Genomic DNA, 23,427 nt, shown 5'->3' with positions numbered 1-23,427 from the left:
CCGATTTGCCACACGCCCGCAGATAGCTCGCGGAGGGGACATAAAAGCGCGGTGGGGGGGGGGGGCGCCCCCCCCGGGGGGCGCCCCCCCCCCCCGGGGGGCGCGCGGGCTGCCCCGCCACCGCCGGTCGGGGGCCCCCCCCCCCCCCCCCCCCCCCCCCCCCCCCCCCCCCCCGCGGGGGAGGTGGCGCCGCCCGATGGCCCGGGCGGCGCCGGATGCGGTCTGTCAGGACGCCTCGGTCAGCGTGGCGTTGACCGTCTGCTCCTGGCCGTTGCGGGTGAACTTCACCGACACCGTGTCGCCCACCTTGCCGCTCTGGATGACGGCGATGAGGTCGTCGGAGTCGTTGACCGGCTTGCCGTTCACCGCGGTGATGACGTCGCCCTGCTCGATGCCGGCCTTGGCGGCCGCGCTGTTCGGGTTCACCGTGCTGACCACGGCGCCGCCGCCCTCGGCCTCGGTGACGCTGACGCCGAGCGCCGGGTGGCTGACCTTCTCGCCCTTCATCAGCGCCTTGGACACCGTGGTGACCTTGTCGCTCGGGATGGCGAAGCCGAGGCCGATGTTGCCGGAGCTCGAGCCCGAGGTCGCGATGGCCGAGTTGATGCCGATGACCTCGCCGTTGGTGTTGACCAGCGCGCCGCCGGAGTTGCCCGGGTTGATCGGCGCATCGGTCTGCAGCAGGCCCGACATCGACGTCGTCGCGGACGGCTGCTCCTGCTGCTGGCCGCCGCCGAACGGGTTCTGCGGGGTCTGCTGGTCCTCGCCGCCGGACCGGATCGTGCGGTCCTTGGCGCTGATGATGCCCTCGGTCACCGAACCCTCCAGGCCCAGCGGGCTGCCCAGCGCGAGCACGGTGTCGCCCACCTGCATGTTGGCGCTGGAGCCGAACTTCGCCGGCTTCAGGTCGGAGACGCCGCTGACCTTCACCACCGCGAGGTCCGTACGCGGATCCGTCCCGGTGATCGTGGCCGACGCCTTCTTGCCGCTCGCGAAGATCACCGTGACGGTCCTGCCCTGCGCGGTGGCGACGACGTGGTTGTTCGTGACGATGTAGCCCTGCGTGTCGAGGACGACGCCGGAGCCCTCGCCGGTCTCCGTCTTGATCGAGACGACGCTGTCCTTGACCTTGGCGACGATCTGCGCGAGCGACGAGCGGTCGACCACCGGGGTCACCGCGGAGTTGCTGGCCTGCACGGTGCTCGCGCTGTCGTCGTCGTCGAAGGCGAGGGCGGTCGCGGCGCCCACACCGCCGGCGCCGAGCGCGATGAGCAGCGCGGCTGCGCCGGTGACCAGGATGCGGCGGCTGCGGCCGGCCCGCGCGGGATCGCGGTGGGGCTCGCCGCCGACCTGCGTGGCCCAGATGGGCGCGTCCGCGGTCTGCTGGGCGGTCCAGGGACCCTCGGCGCCGGGCTGACCGTACTGCGGCTGACCGGGCGGCAGCGGCGGCTGACCGAGCTGCGGCTGACCCGGCTGCTGCACCGGCGGCTGGCCGGGCTGAGCCTGGTAGGCGCCTGCATATGCGGGCTGCGGTGCGGCGGGGTGCTGGCCGGGGTGCGGCGGGAACGGCTGGCCGGGGTAGGGCTGCTGGCCGTACGGCGGCTGCCCACCGCTCTGCCACGGCGAGCCGTGCCACTGACCGGGCTGGTGCTGCGGCTGGCCGGGGTGCGGCTGCGGCGGCTGGATCGGCTGCTGCTGGGCGGGCTGCCACGGCGCGGAGCCGCCGCTCACGACGGGCTGCTGCGCCGTGGTGTCGGACTCTCCCCGCTCCGGGCTGCTGCCTGCGGGGGAGGCGTCCGCGGACCGGTGCGACTGCTCCTCGGGCGAGGAGTCCTCGTGCCGCTGCGGGTTGGTCTCGGGCTCGTTCATGCGGTCAACATTGCCCCCGACCGCTCCGACTGACCTGTGCTGGCCCTGAAGGTTTTCTGTGAATGGCGGATGCCGGGATGATCAGGATTCGTCCGGCACGAGAGCGGGCAGAGCGACCCGGAACGTCGCCCCCTTGCCCGGCTCGCTGATGACGTCCACGGTGCCGTGGTGGGCCCGCACGATCGCCGCCACGATGGCCAGCCCGAGGCCGGTGCCGGTGGCGTCCCGGTCGGCACGACGGGTCCGTGCCTCGTCCACCCGGTAGAAGCGCTCGAACACGTGCTCCTTCTGATCCGGTGACAGCCCCGGTCCGGTGTCGGTGATCTCGACGACCGCCTGGTTGCCCTCCTCGGCCGACAGCGACAGCATCACCGAGGCGTCCGGCGGCGTGTGCACCAGCGCGTTCGTCATGAGGTTGCCGATGACCTGCCGCAGCCGCGCGTCGTCGCCGTACGCGACCAGCTTCTCCGGCACGTCGCGGATCTCCAGCGTGATCTTCCGGTCGGGCGCCGTCGCCTGCGCCGCCTGGACCGCGTCCATGGCGAGCACCGGCAGCTCCACGGGCGCCAGCTCGATCGGCCGCTCCCGGTCCAGCCGGGCCAGCAGCAGCAGGTCCTCCACGAGCAGCCCCATCCGGGAGGCCTCGTCCTCGATGCGGCGGACGAGCTTCGCGGTGTCACCGGGGCTGGCCACCGCGCCCTGGCGGTAGAGCTCGGCGAAGCCACGGATGGACGTCAGCGGCGTACGCAACTCGTGCGAAGCGTCCGCGACGAACTGCCGCATCTTCTCCTCGGAGCGCACCGCCCGGGCTTCCGACGCGCGAGCCGCCTCGGCGGCGTCGCGGGCCTGCGACTCCGCGGCCCGGGCCGCGGTCTCGGAGAGCGCGCGGGCCGTGAACGCCGCCTCGATCTGGGCCAGCATCGCGTTGAGCGCGCGGGACAACCGGCCCAGCTCGGTCTGCGGCTCGCCCTCGTCGGGCTCCGGATCGGGTACGCGCTGGGTCAGGTCACCGGCCGCGATGGCCGCCGCGGTCCGCTCGATCTGCACCAGCGGGATGAGGCTCTGCCGCACGATGGCCGCCCCGATCGCCGCGAGCGCGAACAGCACCCCGGCGCCGACCAGCGTGTCCACCCAGATCAGCCGGCTGATCGCGTCGTCGATGCCGACCAGCCGCTGCGCCACGTGCAGCACCGAGCCGCCCTCGTCGGTGATCAGCATCCGCCAGTGCACGGTGCCGTCCGCCGATTCGACCGTGAACGGCTTGTTGAGGTGCCTGGTGACCTGGCCGATGCCCTTCACCAGGGGCGGCAGCTCGGACGGTTTCAGGGAGGTGTCGTACTTCTCGTTGCCCGGGTTGCCCACGCCGTCGACCGTGGTGAGGTTGACGTAGTAGTCGGCCGGCAGGATCGCGCGCTCGTTGTAGTCGAGCTCGTTGATGATCTGGGTGAAGCGGAGCAGCTGCGCGTCCAGCCGCCCGATCATGTACTTGTGCAGCGCGTACGTGCTCGCGGCGCTGATCAGCGTCAGCGCGGCGAACACGAGGGCGAGCACGGACGCGACGAGCTTGGTGCGCAACGGCACCCGGCGCAGCCCGGTCTGCAGCGGGACGTGGCCGCGGACCCGGTCGGTGAGGGTCACCGGTGGCTCAGACCGCGGGTTTGCGCAGGACGTACCCGACGCCGCGGAGCGTGTGGATCAGGCGCGGCTGCACGTTGTCCACCTTGCGCCGCAGATAGGAGATGTACGACTCCACGATGTTGTCGTCGCCGCGGAAGTCGTACTTCCAGACATGGTCGAGAATCTGCGCCTTGGACAGCACGCGGTTGGCATTGAGCATCAGATAGCGCAGCAGCTTGAACTCCGTCGGCGACAGCTGCACCCGCTGCCCCGCGCGGTAGACCTCGTGGGTCTCCTCGTCCAGCTCCAGGTCGGCGAAGACCAGCCGCGACGGCTCGTCGTCGCCGGCGCTGGTGCGGCGCAGGACGGCACGGATGCGCGCGGTGAGCTCCTCGAGGCTGAACGGCTTGGTGACGTAGTCGTCGCCGCCCAGCGTCAGGCCACGGATCTTGTCATCGGTGCTGTCACGCGCGGTCAGGAAGACGACGGGAGTGCGCGCACCGCCCTCGCGCATGAGCCGGATCACCTCGAACCCGTCGAGGTCCGGCAGCATGACGTCGAGGACGACGAGGTCGGGCGTGGCGTTCTTGGCCGCGCTCACGGCGGCGCTGCCGCTGGTCGCGGTGCTGACGTCGAACCCGGCGAAGCGCAGGCTGGCGGAGAGCAGCTCGAGGATGTTCGCGTCGTCCTCGACGACGAGGAGCTTCGCCTCGCTCTGCTTGCCCTGGGTCTGAGTAGCGGCCATGGGCCCATCCTCACGCAGGTGACTGCACCTGCGCTGCACAGTACCTGAAAGTTTTCTGTGAGCGCCCTAAGCGGCGAGGCCGAACGTGGCGCCGCGCAGGCCGGCCGACGCCTGTGCCGCCCGCGCCAGCGAGCGCCGATCGGCGCCCGGTTCCGGACGCAGCCCCGGCGAGCCGACGAGCGTCACGGTCAGTCCGCGCAAGCCGGCCACGCGGCGTACCGAGGACCACAGGGTGTCCTCGCCGATGAAGGACGCCGACGGGGACGCGTACCGGATGGAGATGGGGACGACCGTGGCGCCCGCGTCCACCGCCGCCTGGAACAGCGCCGGGCGGAAGCGGCCCCGTTCCGCGCCGCAGAACGTCGTACCTTCCGGGAAGACCGCGACCGACCGCCCGGCCCGCAGCGCCGCGGTGACCTCGGCAACCGTCGCGGGCAGGCTCTTCGGCCGCTTGCGGTCGACGAAGATCGCGCCGGACCGTTTCGCCATCGCGCCCACCGCGGGCCACGCGCCGACCTCGCGCTTCGCGACGAGCCGGACCGGCGTCACCGCCAGCAACGCGAGCACGTCCAGCCAGGAGACGTGGTTGGCCACCAGCAGGCTGCCGGGCCGCGGCGCTCGACCGCGCCACACCAGGCGCACCCCCAGGACCGCGAGCAGGGCGCGGGCAACGGTCCGCACCGCGGCGCCGCGCAGGAACGGCACGACCATCAAACCGCCGATAAGTACGGCCGCAGCAGTAACCAACCGCAACACCGTCGTCAAACCGTGCACGGCTTCGTCCCCACCCGGCCGGCACTGCGGACCGCACGCCGACACGGGCTGCCAGATCATCGCGTGGCTCCGAGGAAGTGCCGCCGATAGCGGGGGTCCAACCGGTCCATGGAAAACAGCACGTAGAAGTCGGCGCACTGGAAATCGGCGTCGTACGCGGGCTCCCCGCACACCCAGCTGCCGAGCCGCAGATAGCCCTTGAGCAGCGGCGGCGGCTGCAGGCGGGGGTCGCCCACCAGAGAGGTCTCCGCGAGCCAGTTGCGGCGCGGCTGCACCCGCAGCGCGGGCGGCGACATGTGCTTGCTCTGCACGCGGGCCCACACCCCGGCGGCGGTGTGCCCACCGTCCTCCAGCGACACGGAGGCGCACCCGCCGAGCCACCGCAGGTTGTTCAGGTGCAGATAGCGGGCGATGCCGGCCCACATGAGGTTGACCACGGCGCCCGTACGGTGGTCCGGGTGCACGCAGGAGCGGCCGGTCTCGACCAGCTGGTCCCGCAGTGGGCGCAGGCCGCTGAGGTTGAACTCCCCGTCGCCGTAGCGCCGGCCGGCCCGCTCGGCGCCCTTGGGCGTCATCATGCGGTAGGTCCCGACCACGTCGCCGGTGGTGTCGTCCCGGACGATCAGGTGGTCGCAGAAGTCGTCGAACTCGTCCACGTCCCGCCCGTCGGGCGTGGCCCCGCGCAGGGTGGCCCCGAGCTCGCCGGCGAAGACGTCGTGGCGCAGACGTTGCGCGGCCGCGACCTGGGAGCTGTCGTCGGCGATGAGGAGCGAGTAGCCGCTGGTCCCGGTGGGTGCGGCGGCGGTCATCAATACCGTCATGAGAACTGTGTAAGGCTCGCGATTGCCGACGGCGTGGCGTCGCGGGTGAACCCGGATGTCCGGTGGGTGAACGCCTTTGTGTCCTGCACCGCCACCCGTGTGGCCCCGGCGCGCGCCGGGGCCACACGGGTGGCGCTGAACAGGTAGGTTGAGGCCCCACCGAAGGACAGGAGTGAGCGTTGACGGCCGCGTCCGAGGAGATCGTCGTCTCCCACCTCACGAAGCATTACCGGCAGCTGCGCGCCGTCGACAACCTCTCGTTCACCGTGCGGCCCGGGCGGGTCACCGGCTTCCTCGGCCCCAACGGCGCCGGCAAGACGACGACGCTGCGGATGATGCTCGGCCTGGTCCGGCCCACGTCGGGCACGGCCACCTTCTCCGGCGTGGCGTACACCGATCTCGATCAGCCGATCCGGCACGTCGGCGCGGTGCTCGAGGCGTCCAGCGCGCACAAGGGCCGCAGCGGCATCAACCACCTCCGGGTGATCTGCGCGTCGGCCGGCCTGCCGCGGCAGGCGGCGGACGAGGCGCTCGCCCGGGTCGGGCTGAGCCCGGCGGCCAAGCGCAAGTTCAAGGGTTACTCCCTGGGCATGAAGCAGCGCCTCGGCATCGCCGCCGCGCTGCTCGGCGACCCGCGGGTGCTGATCCTCGACGAGCCCGCCAACGGCCTCGACCCCGAGGGCATCCGGTGGATGCGCGACCTGCTCAAGTCGCTGGCCGCCGAGGGCCGCACGGTCCTCGTCTCCAGCCACCTGCTGGGTGAGATGCAGCAGCTCGCCGACGACGTGGTGATCATCGCGGCCGGGCAGCTGATCCGGCAGGGCCCGGTGGAGGAGGTGCTCGGCTCCATGTCCGGCGTCAGCCACGTCCGGGTCCGCACGCCGAAGCCCGCCGAGCTCTCGGCCGCCCTGGCCGCCGAGCAGGCGACCGTGGCCACGCTGCCCGACGAGGCGCTGATGGTGACCGGCCTCGACGCGGCGCGGATCGGGCACATCGCCTTCACCGCCGGCATCGAGCTGCACGAGCTCACCGGCGAGCGAGCCGACCTCGAACAGGTGTTCCTGCAGCTGACGGCCGGAAAGGCGGGCATCCGATGAACCTGGTCCGGGCCGAGCTGCTCAAGATCCGTACGACCAGCACGTGGTGGGTCTTCGGCCTCATCGCGCTGCCGCTGTGGGCGCTGACGCTGCTGGTCAACTGGGTCAGCGCCAACGCCACGCTGAACCTGGACCCGGCCGAGGCCGGGCTCGACGCCGACCAGGCCGAGCAGGTGCGGGTGGCCTCCGAGTCGGTCAACGTCGCCAGCAACCTCTACACCAGCGGGCAGTTCTTCGGCGTCCTGGTGGTCATGCTGCTCGCCGCGATCGTGGTGACCAACGAGTTCTTCCACCAGACCGCGACCACCACGTTCCTGGTGACGCCGCGCCGCGAGTCGGTGATCGTGGCCAAGCTGGTCGCCTCGGTGCTCCTCGGGCTGGTCTTCTGGCTGATCACCACGGTGCTCAACCTGGTGCTCGTGCCGTTCATCCTCAACGCGCTCGACGTCGGCGTGCAGCTCGGCGAGCCGGCGGTGTGGCGGGCCGTCGGGCTCAACGCGCTCGCGTACGCGCTGTGGGCGGTCCTGGGCGTCGGCGCGGGCGTGCTCATCCGCAGCCAGCTCGGTGCGACCATCACGCTCAGCACCGTGTACGTGATCGGCTACCTGGGCGCCGCGACGATCTTCGCGCTGCTCACGCCGCGGATCGGCGACTGGTTCGGCAAGCTGCAGGTGCTCGTGCCGCCGCTCGCCTCCCAGCTCATGATCTCCGGCACCGAGCTGCCCGGGAACCCACCCCGCTGGGTCGGCGCGCTGGTGCTGGTGGGCTATGCGGCGGTCGCCGGCCTGCTCGGCACCTGGCTCACGAAGAAACGGGACATCACCTGACGTATCGGGCAGGGCCCATGTCCCTCTCCCGCCTCAGCCGTTGGTCACAGTCCGGACGTGCGCATGGCTACGCGATTGTCACGGCGTAGCCTTGACGCCGAATCCTTCGTCCTTCGTCCCTGTGACGAACGTCGCGTGCTGACAACATGGTGAAAGAGGCGAACACGGAAGTGTCGACCCAGCAGACTTCGCATGAGAATCCGCTCGCGGACTTCGGTCCGAACGAGTGGATCGTCGACGAGATGTACCAGCGCTACCTGGCCGACCCGTCCAGCGTCGACCCCGCCTGGCACGATTTCTTCGCCGACTACAAGCCGGCCACGGCCGCGGGCTCGATCGCGACGCCCGACCAGGCCAAGGCCGCCACCGCGAAGGCCACGGCCGCCAAGGCCGGCACAGACGCTCCCGCAGCGGCCACCGTCGCGCCGGCCAAGCCGGCCGAAGCACCCGCCCCGGCTCCGGCGCCGGCGCCCGCGACCAAGCCGGCTCCCGCGCCCGCCGCGGCCGCACCCAAGACGGCCCCCGCCCCGGCACCCGCCAAGGTCGCTGCCAACGGCGGCGCCCCCGCCGGCGCGAAGGTCAGCACGCTGCGCGGCGTCGCCGCCCGCATCGTGCAGAACATGGACGCCTCGCTCGAGGTGCCGACCGCCACCTCGGTGCGCGCCGTGCCGGCCAAGCTGCTGGTCGACAACCGCATCGTGATCAACAACCACCTCGCCCGCGGGCGCGGCGGCAAGGTCAGCTTCACCCACCTGATCGGGTGGGCGCTGGTCCGGTCCGTCATGGCGCACCCCGAGATGAACAACTCCTTCGCCGAGGTGGACGGCAAGCCCGCCCTCGTGCAGCCGGAGCACATCAACCTCGGCATCGCCATCGACCTCGCCAAGAAGGACGGCACGCGCACCCTCGTCGTGCCGTCCATCAAGAACTGCGAGCAGATGGACTTCCGGCAGTTCTGGCAGGCGTACGAGGACGTGGTGCGCCGCGCCCGCCGCAACGAGCTGACCATGGACGACTACGCCGGGACGACGATCTCGCTGACCAACCCGGGCGGCATCGGCACGGTCCACTCCATCCCGCGCCTCATGGCGGGGCAGAGCGCGATCATCGGCGTCGGCGCGATGGAGTACCCGGCGCCGTACTCCGGCATGTCCGACGAGATGCTGACCGACCACGGCGTCAGCAAGGTCACCACGCTGACCAGCACGTACGACCACCGGGTCATCCAGGGCGCGCAGTCCGGCGAGTTCCTGAAGGCCATGCACGAGTACCTGCTCGGCGAGCACTCGTTCTACGACGACATCTTCACCTCGCTGCGGATCCCGTACGAGCCGGTGCGCTGGGTGCGCGACGTCGCCCGGACCTCCGAGGGGCAGATCGACAAGGCCGCCCGGGTCGTCGAGCTCATCCACGCGTACCGGGTGCGCGGCCACCTCATGGCCGACACCGACCCGCTGGAGTTCAAGATCCGCCGGCACCCGGACCTGGACGTGCTCCAGCACGGCCTGACCCTCTGGGACCTGGACCGCACGTTCCCGGTCGGCGGCTTCGCCGGCAAGCAGAAGATGAAGCTCCGCGACGTCCTCGGCGTGCTGCGCGACACCTACTGCCGCCGCGTGGGCATCGAGTACATGCACATCCAGGGCCCCGAGGAGCGGCGCTGGATCCAGGACCGCATCGAGATCAAGTACACGAAGCCGGACCAGGACGAGCAGAAGCACGTGCTCAACCGGCTCAACGCGGCCGAGGCCTTCGAGACGTTCCTGCAGACCAAGTACGTCGGCCAGAAGCGCTTCTCGCTCGAGGGCGGCGAGTCGCTGATCCCGCTGCTCGACGCCGTCCTGCAGTCGTCGGCCGAGGCCGGGCTGGACGAGATGGTCATCGGCATGGCCCACCGCGGCCGGCTCAACGTGCTCGCGAACATCGTCGGCAAGCCGTACGAGAAGATCTTCAACGAGTTCGAGGGTCAGATGGACCCGAAGTCGGCGCACGGCTCGGGCGACGTCAAGTACCACCTCGGCCAGACGGGCAAGTACACGACGCCCGACGGCGACACCTCCACGACGGTCAGCGTGGTCGCCAACCCGTCGCACCTGGAGGCCGTCGACCCGGTCCTCGAGGGCATCGTGCGGGCCAAGCAGGACCGCCTCGACCTGGGCCTGCACGGCTACACGGTGCTGCCGGTGCTGGTGCACGGCGACGCCGCGTTCGCCGGTCAGGGCGTGGTCGCCGAGACGCTCAACCTGTCGCAGCTGCGCGGGTACCGCACCGGCGGCACGGTGCACATCGTGGTCAACAACCAGGTCGGCTTCACGACGGCGCCGGAGTACAGCCGCTCCTCGCTGTATTCGACCGACGTCGCGCGGATGATCCAGGCGCCGATCTTCCACGTCAACGGCGACGACCCCGAGGCCGTCGTCCGGGTCGCGAAGCTCGCCTTCGAATACCGGCAGGCGTTCAACAAGGACGTCGTCATCGACCTGGTCTGCTACCGCCGCCGCGGTCACAACGAGGGCGACGACCCGTCGATGACCAACCCCAAGATGTACGAGATGATCGACACCAAGCGGTCGGTCCGCAAGCTCTACACCGAGGAGCTGATCGGACGCGGTGACATCACCGTGGACGACGCCCAGGAACAGCTCCGCGACTACCAGGCCCAGCTGGAGCAGGTCTTCAAGCGCACCCGGGACGCGGCCGGGTCGCCGCCGAGGGTCCGCCAGGCCCCGGGCGAGGAGCCGGAGCCGCAGGTGGAGACGGCCGTCGAGGCCGCGACGGTCAAGGCGGTCGGCCAGGCGCACGTCGACCTGCCCGAGGGCTTCACCCCGCACAAGCGGGTCCAGCAGCTGCTCGACCGGCGCGCCAAGATGTCCACCGAGGGCGGCATCGACTGGGGGTTCGGTGAGCTGATCGCGTTCGGCTCGCTGCTGGCCCAGGGCGTCACCGTCCGGCTCGCCGGCCAGGACTCGCGCCGCGGCACGTTCACCTCGCGGCACGCGGCGATCATCGATGCGAAGACCGGCGAGGACTTCCTGCCGATCTCGACGCTGGCCACCTCCAACGCCCGCTTCTTCGTGCACGACTCGCTGCTCAGCGAGTACGCGGCGATGGGCTTCGAGTACGGCTACTCGGTGGAGAACCCGGACGCGCTGGTCCTCTGGGAGGCCCAGTTCGGTGACTTCGTCAACGGCGCCCAGACCATCGTGGACGAGTTCCTCTCCTCCGGCGAGGCGAAGTGGGGCCAGCAGTCGTCGCTGGTGCTGCTGCTGCCGCACGGCATGGAGGGCCAGGGCCCGGACCACTCGTCCGGCCGCATGGAGCGTTTCCTGCAGCTGTGCGCGCAGGACAACATGCGGGTGGCCAACCCGACCACCCCGGGCAACTACTTCCACCTGCTGCGCCGCCAGGCCCTGTCCAGCAAGCGCAAGCCGCTCGTGGTGTTCTCCCCGAAGTCGCTGCTGCGCCACCGCCTCGCGGTGTCGTCGGTCGCCGACTTCACCACCGGCACGTTCCAGCCGGTCATCGGCGACGCCGGGATCAACGGCACGCCGCTGGACGCGAACGCGGTCAAGCGGGTCCTGTTCTGCAGCGGCAAGGTCTACTACGACCTGTTCCAGGCGCGCGCCGAGCGGGGCATCACCGACACGGCGATCATCCGGATGGAGCAGATCTACCCGCTGCCGGTCGACGAGCTCAAGGCGGTGCTCAACCAGTTCCCCCACGCGGAGGACTTCGCCTGGGTGCAGGAGGAGCCGGCCAACCAGGGCGCCTGGTCGTTCGTCGCGCTGAACCTGCTCGAGCACCTCGAGGGCGTACGGCTGCGCCGCATCTCGCGCCCGGCCGCCGCCGCCCCGGCGGTCGGCTCGGCCAAGATGCACGAGGCCGAGCAGTCCGCGCTGGTCGAGGCGGCGCTCCCCCGCCCCTGACCCGCATCTCTCCGGCAGCGCCCCGTCGTTCGCGGCGGGGCGCTGCTGCTTACTATTCAGCGCATGTACTTCACCGATCGCGGTATCGAGGAACTGGTCGCGCGGCGTGGCGAGGAGTCGGTGACGCTGGAGTGGGTCGCCGAGCAGCTGCGGACGTTCGTCGACGTCAACCCGGAGTTCGAGACCCCGATCGAGCGGTTCGCCACCTGGCTGGCCCGCGCCGACGAGGACGATGAGGAGTAGCCCCGACCGTCCCGTCCGCCGGATCGAGCTCGACCCGGCGGCCGAGGTCGACCGGGGCGCCTGGTGGGCGACGATCCCCGCGGTGGCGGCCGTCCTGGAGCAAGGGCTGAACATCCCGGCCGGCGTGACGTTCCTGGTCGGCGAGAACGGCTCCGGCAAGTCCACGCTGATCGAGGCGCTGGCCGCCGCGCACGGGCTCAACCCGGAGGGCGGGTCGCGCAACGCCCGGCACAGCAGCCGGGCCAGCGAGTCCCCGCTGGGTGCGGCGCTCAAGGTGGTCCGTACGCCCGGACGGCGCGCGAACGCGTACTTCCTGCGCGCCGAGACGATGCACGGGCTGTACACGTACCTGGAGAACCTGCCCGGGTCGCCGGACGGCGACCTGCACGACCGCAGCCACGGCGAGGGCTTCCTCGAACTGCTCGCCCGCAAGTTCAACGGCTACGGCTTCTACCTGATGGACGAGCCCGAGGCGCCGCTGTCCTTCACGTCGACGCTGGGCCTGCTGGCGCGGCTCGAGGCGCTGCGGGCCGACGGTGCCCAGGTCGTGGTCGCCACCCACTCCCCGATCCTGACCGCCCTGCCCGGCGCGACCATCCTGGAGCTGAGTTCGGCCGGCATCCGCCGCACCACCTGGGACGAGCTCGAGATCGTCGGCCACTGGCGGCGCTTCCTGGCACATCCGCAGGGGTATCTGCGTGCCCTCACCTGAGTCGCGGCCGGCGTGCCCACTGGGGTCTTTCGCCCTTGTCCACAGGGTCGCGCGACCCCCGGCGCGATCAACGCCGGGCCGGTAGGTTGAGCCTTGTGGCAAGCAGCGTCTACGTTGCCGGGCTCGGACCCGGCGTCGGCAAGGGAACCGTCGCCCTCGGGCTGGTCGAGCTCCTGTCCCGTCAGGTCGCCCGCATCGGCGTGTTCCGGCCGCTGGTGGCCGGCACCGGCGACGATCCGCTGCTGACGCTGCTGACCAGCCGATACCCGCTCGTCGCCGGCTACGACGACTCCTACGGGGTGACCGCCGCCGAGGCCTCCGCCATGGTCGCCGACGGGCGGCGCGAGGAGCTGATCACCCGCATCGTCGAGCGCTACCGCGAGGTCGAGCGCCGGTGCGCGTCCGTGATCGTGATCGGCAGCGACTTCGCCGACTCCCAGGACGAGCACGGCGACGAGCTGCCCCGGGAGCTGGCGTTCAACGCGCGCCTCGCCAACGAGTTCGGCAGCGTGGTCGTGCCCGTGGTCAGCGGCCAGGGGCGCGGGGATCTGGGGGCGGCGGTGCGCTCGGCGTACCACTCGCTCGTCGATCTGAGCGCGACCGTCCTCGCCGTGATCGCCAACCGGGTCCCGGAGGGCGTCGCCGCGCCCGGCGGCCTGCCCGTGCCGGTGTGGGCGATCCCCGAGGTGCCCGCAGTGGCGGCGCCGACCGTCGCCGAGGTGGCCGCGGCCCTCGACGCGACCGTCGTGACCGGCGGCGAGGCCGCGCTCGACCGCGACGTCCTCGACTTCGTCGTCGGGGCGGCGCACGTCCCGGCCGTGCTCGACCACCTCACCGACGGGGCCCTGCTGATCACCCCCGGCGACCGCGCCGACCTGCTGGTCGCGGCGAGCGCCGCGCACGCCGCGGGCAACGTCACCCTGGCCGGCCTGGTGCTCACCATCGGCGAGCTCCCCGACCCGCGGGCCGTCCGCGTCATCGAACGGCTCTACACGGGACTCGCCATGCTGGTGGTGCCGTCCGACAGCTATCACACGATCAATGCCGCCAGCCGTATCGAGGCCACGCTCAGTCCCGCCACACCGCGCAAGGTGGAGGCCGCGCTCGGGGCGTTCGAGAAGCACGTCGACACCGCCGAGCTCAACCGCCGGCTCGACGTCACCCGGTCCAGCCGGGTGACGCCGCTGATGTTCGAGAACGACCTGATCGACCGGGCCCGCGCGGACCGCCGTCGCCTCGTGCTGCCGGAGGGCACCGACGAGCGCATCCTGCGCGCCACCGAGACGCTGCTGCGCCGGGGGGTCGCCGGCCTCACCCTGCTCGGCGACCCGGCGGAGATCACCCGCCGGGCCCGCGAGGTCGGCGTCGACATCGGCGCCGCCCAGCTCGTCGACCCGGCCACGAGCGAGTGGCGCGACGACTTCGCCAAGCAGTACGCGGAGCTCCGCAAGCACAAGGCCGTCACCCTGGACCTGGCGTACGACGTGGTCCGCGACGTCAACTACTTCGGCACGATGATGGTCGCCGCGGGCCTCGCCGACGGCATGGTCTCCGGCGCCACTCACACCACCGCCGCCACCATCCGCCCCGCCTTCGAGATCATCAAGACGGTCCCGGAGGTCTCGGTCGCCTCGAGCGTCTTCTTCATGCTGCTGGCCGACCGCGTCCTCGTGTACGGCGACTGCGCCGTCAACCCGGACCCGGACGCCGCCCAGCTCGCGGACATCGCCCTGTCGTCAGCCACCACAGCGGCCGCCTTCGGCATCGAACCCCGCGTCGCGATGCTCTCCTACTCCACGGGCAGCTCAGGCGCGGGCGCCGACGTGGAGAAGGTGGCTGCGGCGACGGCCCTGGTGCGCGAACGCCGCCCCGACCTACCCGTGGAGGGCCCCATCCAGTACGACGCAGCCATCGACCCGGCCGTGGCGGCCACCAAGCTCCCCGACAGCCAGGTGGCGGGCAAGGCGACGGTGTTCGTCTTCCCCGACCTGAACACGGGCAACAACACGTACAAGGCGGTCCAGCGCTCGGCCAACGCGGTCGCGGTGGGCCCGGTCATGCAGGGCCTGCGCCGCCCGGTCAACGACCTCTCCCGCGGCGCGACCATCAAGGACATCGTCAACACGGTGGCGATCACGGCGATCCAGGCGCACTCATGAAAATCCTCGTCCTGAACTGCGGGTCCTCGTCGGTCAAGTACCGGCTCTTCGACGACCCGTCCCCCTCCTCCTCTTCCGGCTCTGCCGGGCCCTCCACCGGCTCTGCCGGGCCCTCCACCGGCTCTGCCGGGCCCTCCACCGGCTCTGCCGGGCCCTCCACCGGCTCTGGGTCGGGTTCCTCGGGCGGTCCCCGCACGCTCGCGAAGGGCCTCATCGAGCGGATCGGCGAGCCGGACGGCGACGCGGCCGACCACACGGCGGCCCTGCAGCGCGTGATGGAGTCCGTGGACCTCACCGGCCTGGGCGCCGTCGGCCACCGCGTCGTCCACGGCGGCCCGCTGTTCAGCGCCGCCTCGGTCATCGACGACGAGCTGGTCGAAGCCGTCGAGAGCCTCGTCCCGCTCGCACCCCTGCACAACCCCGCGGCGCTCAGCGGCATCGCGGTGGCCCGCAAACTGATGCCTGACGTACCGCAGGTCGCGATCTTCGACACCGCGTTCCACCAGACCATCCCGCCGGCCGGCGTCTCGTACGCGATCGACGCCACCCTCGCGGAGCGCTGGCAGATCCGCCGCTACGGCTTCCACGGCACGTCACACGCGTACGTGGCCCGCCAGACCGCGGCGCTCCTCGGCCTGCCCCCCGAGGAGGCCAACATCATCACCCTGCACCTGGGCAACGGCGCCAGCGCCACCGCCGTCCAGGGTGGCCGCAGCATCGCCACCTCGATGGGCATGTCACCCCAGGCCGGCCTCGTCATGGGCACCCGCAGCGGCGACATCGACCCCACGGTGATCTTCCACCTGCACCGGGTCGCGGGCATGCCGGTGGACGAGATCGAACGCTCCCTCACCCGCCAAGCGGGCCTCCAGGGCCTCATCGGCGACAACGACATGCGCACGGTCGAACGCCGCCGGGAAGAAGGAGACCCCGCAGCCACCCTCGCCTTCGACGTCTACTGCCGCCGCATCAAGGAGTACGTCGGCGCGTACCTGGCGCTCCTCGGCCGGACGGACGCGATCGCCTTCACGGCCGGCGTGGGCGAACACTCCCCGCTGGTACGAGCGGCATCCCTGGAAGGCTTGTCGTCGCTCGGCATCGAAGTCGACCCGGCCCGCAACGAGAAAGGCGACGGCATCATCTCGCCGGACGGGTCAAGGGTGACGGTCTGCGTGGTGCCGACCGACGAGGAGCTCGAGATCGCCCAGCAGACCCGGCACGCACTCGGCGACAGCTGAGGGCGTCCCGAGCCGAAGTTGGCGCTACCGGCGCCAGGCCGCCTACCAGGTCTGCCCCTACGGCAAGGGCGCCCGCGGGATGCATCGTGACAGCTCCGCCTCGGCCGGCGACGGCCCCGCCTCGGCCGGATAGCCAGTCCGGGCGGTGCCACCCGCCGAACCGTGCCGCCAGCCGGGCCGTGCCGTGCCACCAGCCGAGCCATGCCGCCAGCCGAGCCGTGCCGCCGGCCGGGCCATGCCGCCAGCCGGGCCGACGCCACCAGCCGGGCCGACGCCACCGACCGCGGCGGCACGGCCTCGCGCGCCCTTCGATTCGGCGCCGCGCCGCTGCCTGGGCTCATCTCCGTGCGGCGCACTTCCGCGGGACGCAGTTGCCCCGGGCGCACCGCTGCGCGGGCTGACCGCCGCAGCGCGCACCGCTGCGCGGGCTCATTTCCGCGAGACGCACCGCCGCGAGACGCAGCCTTCAGAGCGCACCGCTGCGAGGGGGCACCCGGCTCACGAGCTGAGTCCGGCGCCGTCGTCCGGGTGGCGTGTCAGCCGATCGCGAGCCAGGCGATGACGGCGATGAGCACGACGGCGACCACGGCCGCCCCGATGATCAGCGGGGTCTTCGAGGCCGGCGCGGGCTCCTGGGGACTACTCTGCGTGAAGGCGCGGAAGGCCTCGGTGTTGCCGCTCGGATCGACGCTGTTGTCAGACATGCGCACGACCATAGCGAAGCCGTACCCGTGCAGCCAGGCCGTGCCCGGCACCTACCAGGGCGTTCCCGAACGCCCGAAGATTTTCACCCGTCCGTGGGAGTGTCCGCGCGACCGACCTACCCCGTTGATGACGATTCGCCTACCCTTCTCGCTCACACGACCCCCACACCGTGTAAGCCGCATGATCTTGACGGTCCGTCGCGGGGCAACCTTGCCGGGCACAATGATGGTCATGAGCCGCCGTACCGCCGCACTGATGACAGCGGTCGCCTTGGCGCTCACCTCCTGCTCGGCGAAGGACGGCGGCCACCCGGCAACCTCGCCCAGCGCCGGCGCGACGCCTTCCGCCCGGCAGTCATCCGCCTCCTCAACCGCACCGAAGACCACCACCTCCGAGGCGCCGGTTCCGGTCGGTACGGCACCGGACCAGGCCTTTCCCGTACGCGTACGCAAACTGCACCTCAGCAGAGGCAAGAACCGGCCGCTCCCCACGACGATCTGGTACCCCGCAACCGGCGACGGCCCGTACCCGGTGGTCGTCTTCAGTCATGGCCTGACGGGCCGCCCCGAGGACTACGCCTCCCTGCTGACGCGCTGGGCGCGGGCCGGTTTCGTGGTGGCCGGCGCTGCGTACCCGCACACCTCCCGAGGCGTCGCCGACTTCACCGTGCTCGACCTGCTCGATCAGCCCGCGGACGCCTCGTACGTGCTCACCGAAGTGCTCGCCCTCAACCGCAAGAGGGGCGACCCGCTCGAGAACCGCCTCGACGAGAAGCATGTCGCCGCGGCCGGCCATTCGGGCGGCGGCATCACCACGCTGGGCATGCTGTCCGGCACCCGCGACAAGAGGCTGACCGCCGCCCTGGTGCTCGCCGGGCGCCAGCTGCTGCCCGCACCCTTCACGGGCCCACAGATCCCGGTGCTGTTCGTCCACGGCAAGCTGGACAGGACCGTCCAGTACGCCGACGGCCTCGCAGCCTTCAACGCGGTGCCCTGGCGCAAGGCTCTGCTGACCCTGCCCCGGGGCGGCCACGTCACCACGAGCGGCCCCGACTTCGTCCGCGTCGCAACAACCACGACCGACTTCTTGCGCTGGTCCCTCTACGGCGACGCGTCGGCACGAAAACGGCTCGCAGCCACGGACAACCTCCGGGACAACCTCTGACGTCGTCCCCGCCACAAACCAAGCCATCGCGTGGCAGAGCACCTCGCTAGCGCGCAGTGACTCGCGCGGAGCGCATGGACCTCTTGCCGGAGCGGCGGCGGGCCCTCAGTGCAGGTGGTCCACCGCGACCTTCCCGAACACCTCCCCCGAGTTCAACCGGGCGAAAGCGTCCGCCACCGCCGAGAATCCGTACGTCGAGTCGATGACCGGCCGGATGCCTTGGGCAACGCAGAGGTCCAGCAGCTTGGTGAGCTCGTCCGCCGTGCCCATGGCACTGCCCAGGATTTCGAGCTGCATCATGAAGACCCGCCGCAGGTCCACCTTCGGGAACGGGCCGCCCGTCGCGCCGCACACCACGATGCGGGCGCCCGGGGCGGAGCACTTCAGCGAGTGCTCGAAGGTGGGGGCTCCGACGGATTCGATGACCACATCGACGCGCTCCGGCAGGCGGGCGCCCGGTTCGACGGCCGTCGCGCCCAGCTCGGCGATTCTTTCCCGCTTGGCTGCGTCGCGGCTGGTGGCGTACACCCGTTTGCCGAGCGCTCCGGCCAGGATCACCGCGGCGGTCGCGACGCCCCCGCCGGCTCCCTGGACCAGGACCGCGTCCGCCTCGTCGACGCGGCCGCGTGTGGTGAGCATGTGGTACGCCGTGAGCCACGCGGTCGGCAGGCACGCCGCGTCGAGGAACGAGATGCCGGCAGGCTTGGGCACGAGGTTGCCCGCCGGCACGGCCACGCGCTCCGCGAGGGTGCCCGGCCAGCGCTCGGAGAGCAACGAGAAGCCGCGCGGGTCTTCCTTGTCCTCGATCACCGGGTGGACGACGACCTCGTTACCGTCGCTGTCCACACCGGACGCGTCGCAGCCGAGAATCATGGGCAGCCGGTCGGCGGGGAGCCCTACGCCGCGCAGCGACCACAGCTCGTGGTGATTGAGCGAACTGGCTCGGACGTCGACCGTCACCCAGCCCTCGGGCGGTGAAGGCTCGGGCAGGTCGCCGACCGTGAGGGCAGCGAGCGGTTCGTCCGGTTTCGTGGCACTGGCGTAGGCGGCGCGCATGCCAGGAACGCTAGTCACCGCCCGGGGTGCACGCCACCCACTCGGCCGACCCTGTGGACAAGGCAGCCGCCGAGGCAGACCGGACGCGGTCCTGTGGACAACGGCGACGCTCTGACCAGGGCCGGCAGCGGAAGACCGGCGGGCGCCCCTGTGGAGAACCACGAGCGGGGAGACGGGCAATCCTCGCTCTGTGGATAAGTGCCGAGGTCGCGGCCGATACGCGGCATGCTGGGCGGGCCTAAGCAGCGGAGAAAGGAGCGAGCCCGGCATGAAAGCGACGAGCACGAACGGCGTGGAAGCGACGACAACGAACAGGGCCGGATGCGACGGAAACGCGTCCGGCCCGGCTACAGCCGGGCCGGACGACGAAACAGCGGCGGGCAGGCCGGTGTCGGCCTCGGCAACGGCAAGCTCAGCTGGAGGCCACGGTCCCGCTCGCGGAGAACACCGCCCCGGGCGAGCTGACCGCAGCCGGCGCCGGAATCACCGGCACCTCGGCAGGGACAGCCATCCGGGCGACCCCATCCCGCTCGGCTGCCCGTGCGACGGCTGCCGCCACCGCGGGTGCGACCCGCGGGTCCAACGCCGACGGCACGATGGCGTCGGCGCGCAGCTCGCCGGCCGCCACCTCGGCGATCGCCTCGGCCGCGGCGACCTTCATGCCGGCCGTGATGCGGGTCGCCCGGGCGTCCAGCGCCCCGCGGAAGATCCCCGGGAACGCCAGCACATTGTTGATCTGGTTGGGGAAGTCGCTGCGGCCGGTGGCCACGATCGCCGCGTACTTGTGGGCGATCACCGGCGGGACCTCGGGGGTGGGGTTGGCGAGCGCGAAGATGATCGCGCCCGGCGCCATGCCCGCGAGCGCGGTCTCCGGGATGGAGCCGCCCGACACACCGACGAGGACGTCGGCGCCGATGAGCGCCTCCTTGATTCCTCCCGTACGGCCGGAGTAGTTGGTCTGCTCGGCGAGCGCGGCCTTCACTCCGGTAAGTCCGGGGCGATCGGCGTGGATGATGCCCTGGGAGTCACAGACGATCATGTTGGCGCCCTGCACGCCCGCGGCGATGAGCGTGTCGGTGATGGCGACTCCTGCCGCCCCTGCGCCGCTCACGACGACGCGGAGGTCGGGGAGGCGGCGGCCCAGCAGCTTCACCGCGTTGCGCAGCGCGGCGAGCACGACGATGGCCGTGCCGTGCTGGTCGTCGTGGAAGACGGGGATGTCGAGGGCCTCGTCGAGGCGGCGCTCGATCTCGAAGCAGCGGGGAGCGCTGATGTCCTCGAGGTTGATGCCGCCGAAGGACGGGCCGAGCGCCTTGACCACGGCGACGATGCCCTCGACGTCCTGCGTGTCGAGGCAGATCGGCACCGCGTCGACGCCGCCGAACTGCTTGAACAGCACCGCCTTGCCCTCCATGACGGGCATCGCCGCGCGGGGGCCGATGTTGCCGAGGCCCAGCACGGCCGAACCGTCGGTGACCACCGCGACCGTGTTGCCGGTCCAGGTGTAGTCGTAGTAGAGCGACGGCGAGGAGGCGATCTCGGTGCAGACCCGGGCGACGCCCGGGGTGTAGGCCAGCGACAGGTCGTCGCGGCTGGCCAGGGGAACCGTGGGGGCGATCGCCATCTTGCCGTGCTTGTGCAGGTCGAAGACGGGGTCCGCGGCCAGGGCAGGGTCGAGCTCAAAACTGAAGAAGGACACAAGGGCTCCAGACACGCATCGGAGGAGAGCGTCGACGTCGGGGTGCCGCGGCGCAGGGCGCGCGGGCGGACGTCGGAGGGCCAGCCGGTCGTGATGCGCGAGTCTGCGCGGACCGACGTGCGATGCGGGGGTCACCCGGTGAAGCAACCGCAAGACTTCGGTGTGCTGCGGTTACCGGACATTAACTTAGCCGACCGGGCCGGGGCCAGTAGCGAAACACGACGCGTCCGATGACATCCGCCACCCCGTACGCCCGCGAGTCGTCGGTGACGAACTCGTTGTCGCCGTGTATCCACCAGCCCTGGTCCTGGGCCCTGACCGCACGCTTGACGACGAGCAGGTCGGGCCGCGAGCGGAAGCGGGCGACCACGACGTCGCCCACCCGGACGCGCTGGGTCCGGCGTACGACCAGGGCGTCTCCGGAGCGGAGCGTCGGCGCCATGGAGGGGCCCTGCACCAGGACGGCGAAGAGCGGCAGTTGCAACCTCATGGCATCAATCCCGGGTCGAGTATGCGTTCGGATGTAAGGGGTAGTGTCAGGACCGGATCATCGCAAACTCATGGAGGGGTCCTGATGCGACTTCCGCGTATCTTCACGCCGCGCACTGTTGTCAGCGCGCACTGCGACCTGCCGTGTGGGGTTTACGACCCCGCGCAGGCCCGCATCGAGGCGGAGTCGGTGAAGGCCATCGCCGAGAAGTACCAGGCGAACACCGACCCCGAGTTCCGCACCCGCGCCATCCTGATCAAGGAGCAGCGGGCCGACCTGGTCAAGCACCACCTGTGGGTGCTGTGGACCGACTACTTCAAGGCTCCGCACTTCGAGAAGTACCCGCAGCTCAACCAGCTGTTCAATGAGGCCACCAAGCTGGCCGGCGCCTCCGGTGCCAAGGGCTCGATGGACCCGGCCGTCGGCGACCAGCTGCTCGCGAAGATCGAGGAGATCTCCAAGATCTTCTGGGAGACCAAGCAGGCGTGAGCCCGGCGACGATACGGCCGGTACGTCCCCAGGACGTGCCGGCCGTCGTTGCGATGGTGCACGAACTGGCCGAGTTCGAGCGCGAACCCGAGTCATGCCACCTGACCGACGACCAGCTGACCGCCGCGCTCTTCGGCGATCGTCCGGCCCTGTACGGGCACGTCGCGGTCGGCGAGGACGACACTCCTCACGGCTTCGCCCTGTGGTTCCTGAACTTCTCCACGTGGGAGGGCGTACACGGGATCTACCTGGAGGATCTCTACGTCCGCCCGGGCCACCGCGGTACGGGCGCCGGCGCCGCGCTGCTCGCCGAGCTCGCCCGGATCTGCGTCGAACGGGGGTACCGCCGCCTCGAGTGGGTGATGCTCGACTGGAACCCGGCGGCGGACTTCTACGCCGCCATCGGCGCTTCGGTCACCGAGAACTGGCTCCCCTACCGGCTGACCGGCCCCGCTCTGGAGCGACTCGCCCAGCGCGCACCAGCCGTCAGGCGCTAGAGTCTCGTCCATCGGGAGGATGGGGCCGGTGACTCAGCTGCAGACCACACATTCGGAGCCGGCGTTCGGAGACGACGTCGTGCTGCTCACCGTGCCCGCCGACGGCGGCTACCTCGGGGTGCTGCGCACCGCGACGGCAGGCCTGGCGGCACGCCTGCACTTCGCCCTCGACGAGATCGAGGACCTGCGTATCGCGGTCGACGAGGCGTGCGCGATGCTGCTCGCCATCGCGACCCGCGGCGCCGAGCTCGAATGCCGCTTCGCCGTGACCGACGACGCGCTCACCGTCGAGGTCACCGTGGCGACGGTACGCGGGGCACGCCTGCCGTCCGAGTCCTCCTTCGCGTGGAAGGTGCTGACGGCGCTGACCACGTCGGCGTCGGCGGAAGCGACCGGCCGGTACGCGACGATCCGCCTCCTCACCCGCCGCACCGAGAACTGACACCCACTCAAGCGACGCGAACCGGCAAGCACGCCACAAGCGGAAGCACCGCGAAGCGGTAAACACCGCGAAGCGGTAAGCACCGCGCATCGGAGCGGCAGCACAAAGCGAGACGCCCGAACAGTCCGCAAGCAAGCGAGCGCCGACACCCCTACTGCTTGTTCGCCTCCGCGATGTAGTCCAGGTGCCGCCGCCCGACCTCCATCGCAGCCGCCGGATCCCGGTTCTTCACGCAGGCCAGCAGCTCCCGGTGGTCCGCGTCGATCCGCGTCCAGTACCCGTCCGGCAGCGCCTCCACGACCTCTTCCCCGTACGTCACGTGGTAGAGCGGCCGGGTGACCAGCTCGAACAGCGGGTTGCCGGTCGCCGATGCGATCGCCGCGTGGAAGGCCGCGTGGGCTGCCAGCATCGTGTCGAGTTCGTCGAGGTCGGGGTCGAACATGGCGCCGCGCAGCTCGATGAGGTGGGCGTCGGTGCGCCGTTGCGCCGCGAGCCCGGCCGCGGGGACCTCGAGCGCCCGGCGGAGTTCGAGCAGGTCGGCGAAGCCCACCTCGGCCGAGTTGGTGAGCAGGGTGAGGCCGGTGGACAGGCCTTCGGAGAGCTGTTCGGCGTCGGGGTGGGCGACGAAGCTGCCGCCGGTGACGCCGCGGGTCGTCACGATCAGGTACTGGCTGGCGAGGAGCCGGAGGGCTTCGCGGACGGTGCTGCGGCTGACGCCGGAACGTACGCACAGCTCGGGTTCGGGTGGCAGACGCTCGCCGGGCTGCAGGCGCCCGGATGTGATCTCCGCCCGCAGCTCGTCCGCCAGAAGCTGATATGCCGGCGGACGCACCGTCGATCCGGTCAAGCCCCTCACC

The 23,427-nt window shown here is 71.2% G+C and carries 21 protein-coding genes; 11 read left to right on the top strand and 10 right to left on the bottom strand.

What is annotated here, in order from left to right; genetic code table 11:
* Nucleotides 1–225: 225 nt before the first annotated feature.
* The 5 genes from IT780_RS12165 to IT780_RS12145 all read right to left on the bottom strand — a co-directional run bounded on the left by IT780_RS12165 (nt 226) and on the right by IT780_RS12145 (nt 5,826).
* Nucleotides 226–1,869: a trypsin-like peptidase domain-containing protein gene (locus IT780_RS12165; protein WP_199511603.1), complete on the bottom strand. Its 1,644-nt coding sequence runs from the start codon at nt 1,867–1,869 to the stop codon at nt 226–228.
* A gap of 81 nt (nt 1,870–1,950) precedes the next feature.
* Complete coding sequence (locus IT780_RS12160) at nt 1,951–3,507, bottom strand: sensor histidine kinase (protein WP_199511602.1); 1,557 nt, start codon at nt 3,505–3,507, stop codon at nt 1,951–1,953.
* A gap of 7 nt (nt 3,508–3,514) precedes the next feature.
* Complete coding sequence (locus IT780_RS12155; RefSeq protein WP_199511601.1) at nt 3,515–4,231, bottom strand: response regulator transcription factor; 717 nt, start codon at nt 4,229–4,231, stop codon at nt 3,515–3,517.
* Between the two features lie 66 nt (nt 4,232–4,297).
* Nucleotides 4,298–4,942 carry a lysophospholipid acyltransferase family protein gene (locus IT780_RS12150; protein WP_233412712.1) on the bottom strand — a complete coding sequence of 215 codons (645 nt, stop codon included), beginning with the start codon at nt 4,940–4,942 and terminating at the stop codon, nt 4,298–4,300.
* A gap of 119 nt (nt 4,943–5,061) precedes the next feature.
* On the bottom strand, nt 5,062–5,826 hold the full coding sequence (locus IT780_RS12145; RefSeq protein WP_199511599.1) for a GNAT family N-acetyltransferase: 765 nt from the start codon (nt 5,824–5,826) through the stop codon (nt 5,062–5,064).
* A 179-nt stretch (nt 5,827–6,005) separates the two neighbouring features.
* Between IT780_RS12145 and IT780_RS12140 the strand changes: the two genes are divergently transcribed.
* The 7 genes from IT780_RS12140 to IT780_RS12110 all read left to right on the top strand — a co-directional run bounded on the left by IT780_RS12140 (nt 6,006) and on the right by IT780_RS12110 (nt 16,028).
* Nucleotides 6,006–6,923: an ABC transporter ATP-binding protein gene (locus tag IT780_RS12140; RefSeq protein ID WP_199511598.1), complete on the top strand. Its 918-nt coding sequence runs from the start codon at nt 6,006–6,008 to the stop codon at nt 6,921–6,923.
* On the top strand, nt 6,920–7,750 hold the full coding sequence (locus tag IT780_RS12135) for an ABC transporter permease (protein WP_199511597.1): 831 nt from the start codon (nt 6,920–6,922) through the stop codon (nt 7,748–7,750). Before IT780_RS12140 ends, IT780_RS12135 begins: the two co-directional genes overlap by 4 nt.
* Nucleotides 7,751–7,896: 146 nt before the next feature.
* Complete coding sequence (locus tag IT780_RS12130) at nt 7,897–11,676, top strand: multifunctional oxoglutarate decarboxylase/oxoglutarate dehydrogenase thiamine pyrophosphate-binding subunit/dihydrolipoyllysine-residue succinyltransferase subunit (protein ID WP_233412711.1); 3,780 nt, start codon at nt 7,897–7,899, stop codon at nt 11,674–11,676.
* A gap of 63 nt (nt 11,677–11,739) precedes the next feature.
* A complete protein-coding gene (locus IT780_RS12125) occupies nt 11,740–11,919 on the top strand; it encodes a DUF6104 family protein (RefSeq protein WP_199511596.1) in 180 nt (59 codons plus the stop codon).
* Nucleotides 11,909–12,631: an AAA family ATPase gene (locus IT780_RS12120; protein ID WP_199511595.1), complete on the top strand. Its 723-nt coding sequence runs from the start codon at nt 11,909–11,911 to the stop codon at nt 12,629–12,631. Before IT780_RS12125 ends, IT780_RS12120 begins: the two co-directional genes overlap by 11 nt.
* 86 nt (nt 12,632–12,717) lie before the next feature.
* The gene (pta, locus tag IT780_RS12115; protein WP_199511594.1) at nt 12,718–14,790 is read left to right on the top strand and encodes a phosphate acetyltransferase; all 2,073 of its coding nucleotides are present in this window, start codon (nt 12,718–12,720) and stop codon (nt 14,788–14,790) included.
* On the top strand, nt 14,787–16,028 hold the full coding sequence (locus tag IT780_RS12110) for an acetate/propionate family kinase (RefSeq protein ID WP_233412710.1): 1,242 nt from the start codon (nt 14,787–14,789) through the stop codon (nt 16,026–16,028). The genes pta and IT780_RS12110 overlap by 4 nt, the downstream gene beginning before the upstream one ends.
* A gap of 536 nt (nt 16,029–16,564) precedes the next feature.
* Here IT780_RS12110 and IT780_RS12105 read toward each other — a convergent pair.
* Nucleotides 16,565–16,732, bottom strand: a complete 168-nt coding sequence (locus IT780_RS12105) for a hypothetical protein (RefSeq protein ID WP_199511593.1) — start codon at nt 16,730–16,732, stop codon at nt 16,565–16,567.
* Nucleotides 16,733–16,964: 232 nt separating this feature from the next.
* On the opposite strand from IT780_RS12105, the gene IT780_RS12100 reads away from it, so the two are divergent.
* Entirely contained in the window at nt 16,965–17,897 is a 933-nt protein-coding gene (locus IT780_RS12100; protein ID WP_199511592.1) for an alpha/beta hydrolase family protein, read from the top strand.
* A gap of 105 nt (nt 17,898–18,002) precedes the next feature.
* On the opposite strand, the gene IT780_RS12095 is transcribed toward IT780_RS12100, so the two are convergent.
* From IT780_RS12095 to IT780_RS12085, 3 genes are all read right to left on the bottom strand, one after another.
* The gene (locus IT780_RS12095) at nt 18,003–18,953 is read right to left on the bottom strand and encodes a zinc-binding dehydrogenase (RefSeq protein ID WP_199511591.1); all 951 of its coding nucleotides are present in this window, start codon (nt 18,951–18,953) and stop codon (nt 18,003–18,005) included.
* Between the two features lie 412 nt (nt 18,954–19,365).
* Nucleotides 19,366–20,577 carry an NAD(P)-dependent malic enzyme gene (locus IT780_RS12090; protein ID WP_199511929.1) on the bottom strand — a complete coding sequence of 404 codons (1,212 nt, stop codon included), beginning with the start codon at nt 20,575–20,577 and terminating at the stop codon, nt 19,366–19,368.
* A gap of 256 nt (nt 20,578–20,833) precedes the next feature.
* On the bottom strand, nt 20,834–21,142 hold the full coding sequence (locus tag IT780_RS12085; RefSeq protein WP_199511590.1) for a S26 family signal peptidase: 309 nt from the start codon (nt 21,140–21,142) through the stop codon (nt 20,834–20,836).
* 84 nt (nt 21,143–21,226) lie between these two features.
* Here IT780_RS12085 and sodN point away from each other — a divergent pair, with 84 nt between their 5' ends.
* The 3 genes from sodN to IT780_RS12070 are packed head-to-tail and all read left to right on the top strand — an operon-like array spanning nt 21,227 to nt 22,570.
* A complete protein-coding gene (gene sodN / locus IT780_RS12080; protein WP_199511589.1) occupies nt 21,227–21,631 on the top strand; it encodes a superoxide dismutase, Ni in 405 nt (134 codons plus the stop codon).
* Nucleotides 21,632–21,684: 53 nt separating this feature from the next.
* Nucleotides 21,685–22,128: a GNAT family N-acetyltransferase gene (locus IT780_RS12075; RefSeq protein ID WP_199511928.1), complete on the top strand. Its 444-nt coding sequence runs from the start codon at nt 21,685–21,687 to the stop codon at nt 22,126–22,128.
* Between the two features lie 28 nt (nt 22,129–22,156).
* Nucleotides 22,157–22,570 (top strand): ATP-binding protein, encoded by a 414-nt coding sequence (locus IT780_RS12070; protein WP_372443677.1) that lies wholly within the window; start codon nt 22,157–22,159, stop codon nt 22,568–22,570.
* A gap of 151 nt (nt 22,571–22,721) precedes the next feature.
* On the opposite strand, the gene IT780_RS12065 is transcribed toward IT780_RS12070, so the two are convergent.
* Nucleotides 22,722–23,417 (bottom strand): FadR/GntR family transcriptional regulator, encoded by a 696-nt coding sequence (locus tag IT780_RS12065; RefSeq protein ID WP_199511587.1) that lies wholly within the window; start codon nt 23,415–23,417, stop codon nt 22,722–22,724.
* Nucleotides 23,418–23,427: the final 10 nt, after the last annotated feature.

This window comes from Nucisporomicrobium flavum (assembly GCF_016464385.1).
Taxonomy (GTDB): Bacteria; Actinomycetota; Actinomycetes; order Mycobacteriales; family Micromonosporaceae; genus Actinoplanes; species Actinoplanes flavus_A.
The sequence above is the reverse complement of the archived record's forward strand: the minus strand, read 5'-3'. Positions and strand labels throughout refer to the sequence as shown.

Bases quoted from the DNA above. Each gene is read 5' to 3' on its own strand.
- IT780_RS12165 (WP_199511603.1), bottom strand. From the start codon at position 1,869: ATGAACGAGCCCGAGACCAACCCGCAGCGGCACGAGGACTCCTCGCCC.
- IT780_RS12155 (WP_199511601.1), bottom strand. From the start codon at position 4,231: ATGGCCGCTACTCAGACCCAGGGCAAGCAGAGCGAGGCGAAGCTCCTC.
- IT780_RS12150 (WP_233412712.1), bottom strand. From the start codon at position 4,942: ATGGTCGTGCCGTTCCTGCGCGGCGCCGCGGTGCGGACCGTTGCCCGC.
- IT780_RS12145 (WP_199511599.1), bottom strand. From the start codon at position 5,826: ATGACGGTATTGATGACCGCCGCCGCACCCACCGGGACCAGCGGCTAC.
- IT780_RS12135 (WP_199511597.1), top strand. From the start codon at position 6,920: ATGAACCTGGTCCGGGCCGAGCTGCTCAAGATCCGTACGACCAGCACG.
- IT780_RS12130 (WP_233412711.1), top strand. From the start codon at position 7,897: ATGGTGAAAGAGGCGAACACGGAAGTGTCGACCCAGCAGACTTCGCAT.
- IT780_RS12125 (WP_199511596.1), top strand. From the start codon at position 11,740: ATGTACTTCACCGATCGCGGTATCGAGGAACTGGTCGCGCGGCGTGGC.
- IT780_RS12120 (WP_199511595.1), top strand. From the start codon at position 11,909: ATGAGGAGTAGCCCCGACCGTCCCGTCCGCCGGATCGAGCTCGACCCG.
- IT780_RS12110 (WP_233412710.1), top strand. From the start codon at position 14,787: ATGAAAATCCTCGTCCTGAACTGCGGGTCCTCGTCGGTCAAGTACCGG.
- IT780_RS12105 (WP_199511593.1), bottom strand. From the start codon at position 16,732: ATGTCTGACAACAGCGTCGATCCGAGCGGCAACACCGAGGCCTTCCGC.
- IT780_RS12100 (WP_199511592.1), top strand. From the start codon at position 16,965: ATGAGCCGCCGTACCGCCGCACTGATGACAGCGGTCGCCTTGGCGCTC.
- IT780_RS12095 (WP_199511591.1), bottom strand. From the start codon at position 18,953: ATGCGCGCCGCCTACGCCAGTGCCACGAAACCGGACGAACCGCTCGCT.
- IT780_RS12090 (WP_199511929.1), bottom strand. From the start codon at position 20,577: ATGGCGATCGCCCCCACGGTTCCCCTGGCCAGCCGCGACGACCTGTCG.
- IT780_RS12085 (WP_199511590.1), bottom strand. From the start codon at position 21,142: ATGAGGTTGCAACTGCCGCTCTTCGCCGTCCTGGTGCAGGGCCCCTCC.
- sodN (WP_199511589.1), top strand. From the start codon at position 21,227: ATGCGACTTCCGCGTATCTTCACGCCGCGCACTGTTGTCAGCGCGCAC.
- IT780_RS12075 (WP_199511928.1), top strand. From the start codon at position 21,685: ATGGTGCACGAACTGGCCGAGTTCGAGCGCGAACCCGAGTCATGCCAC.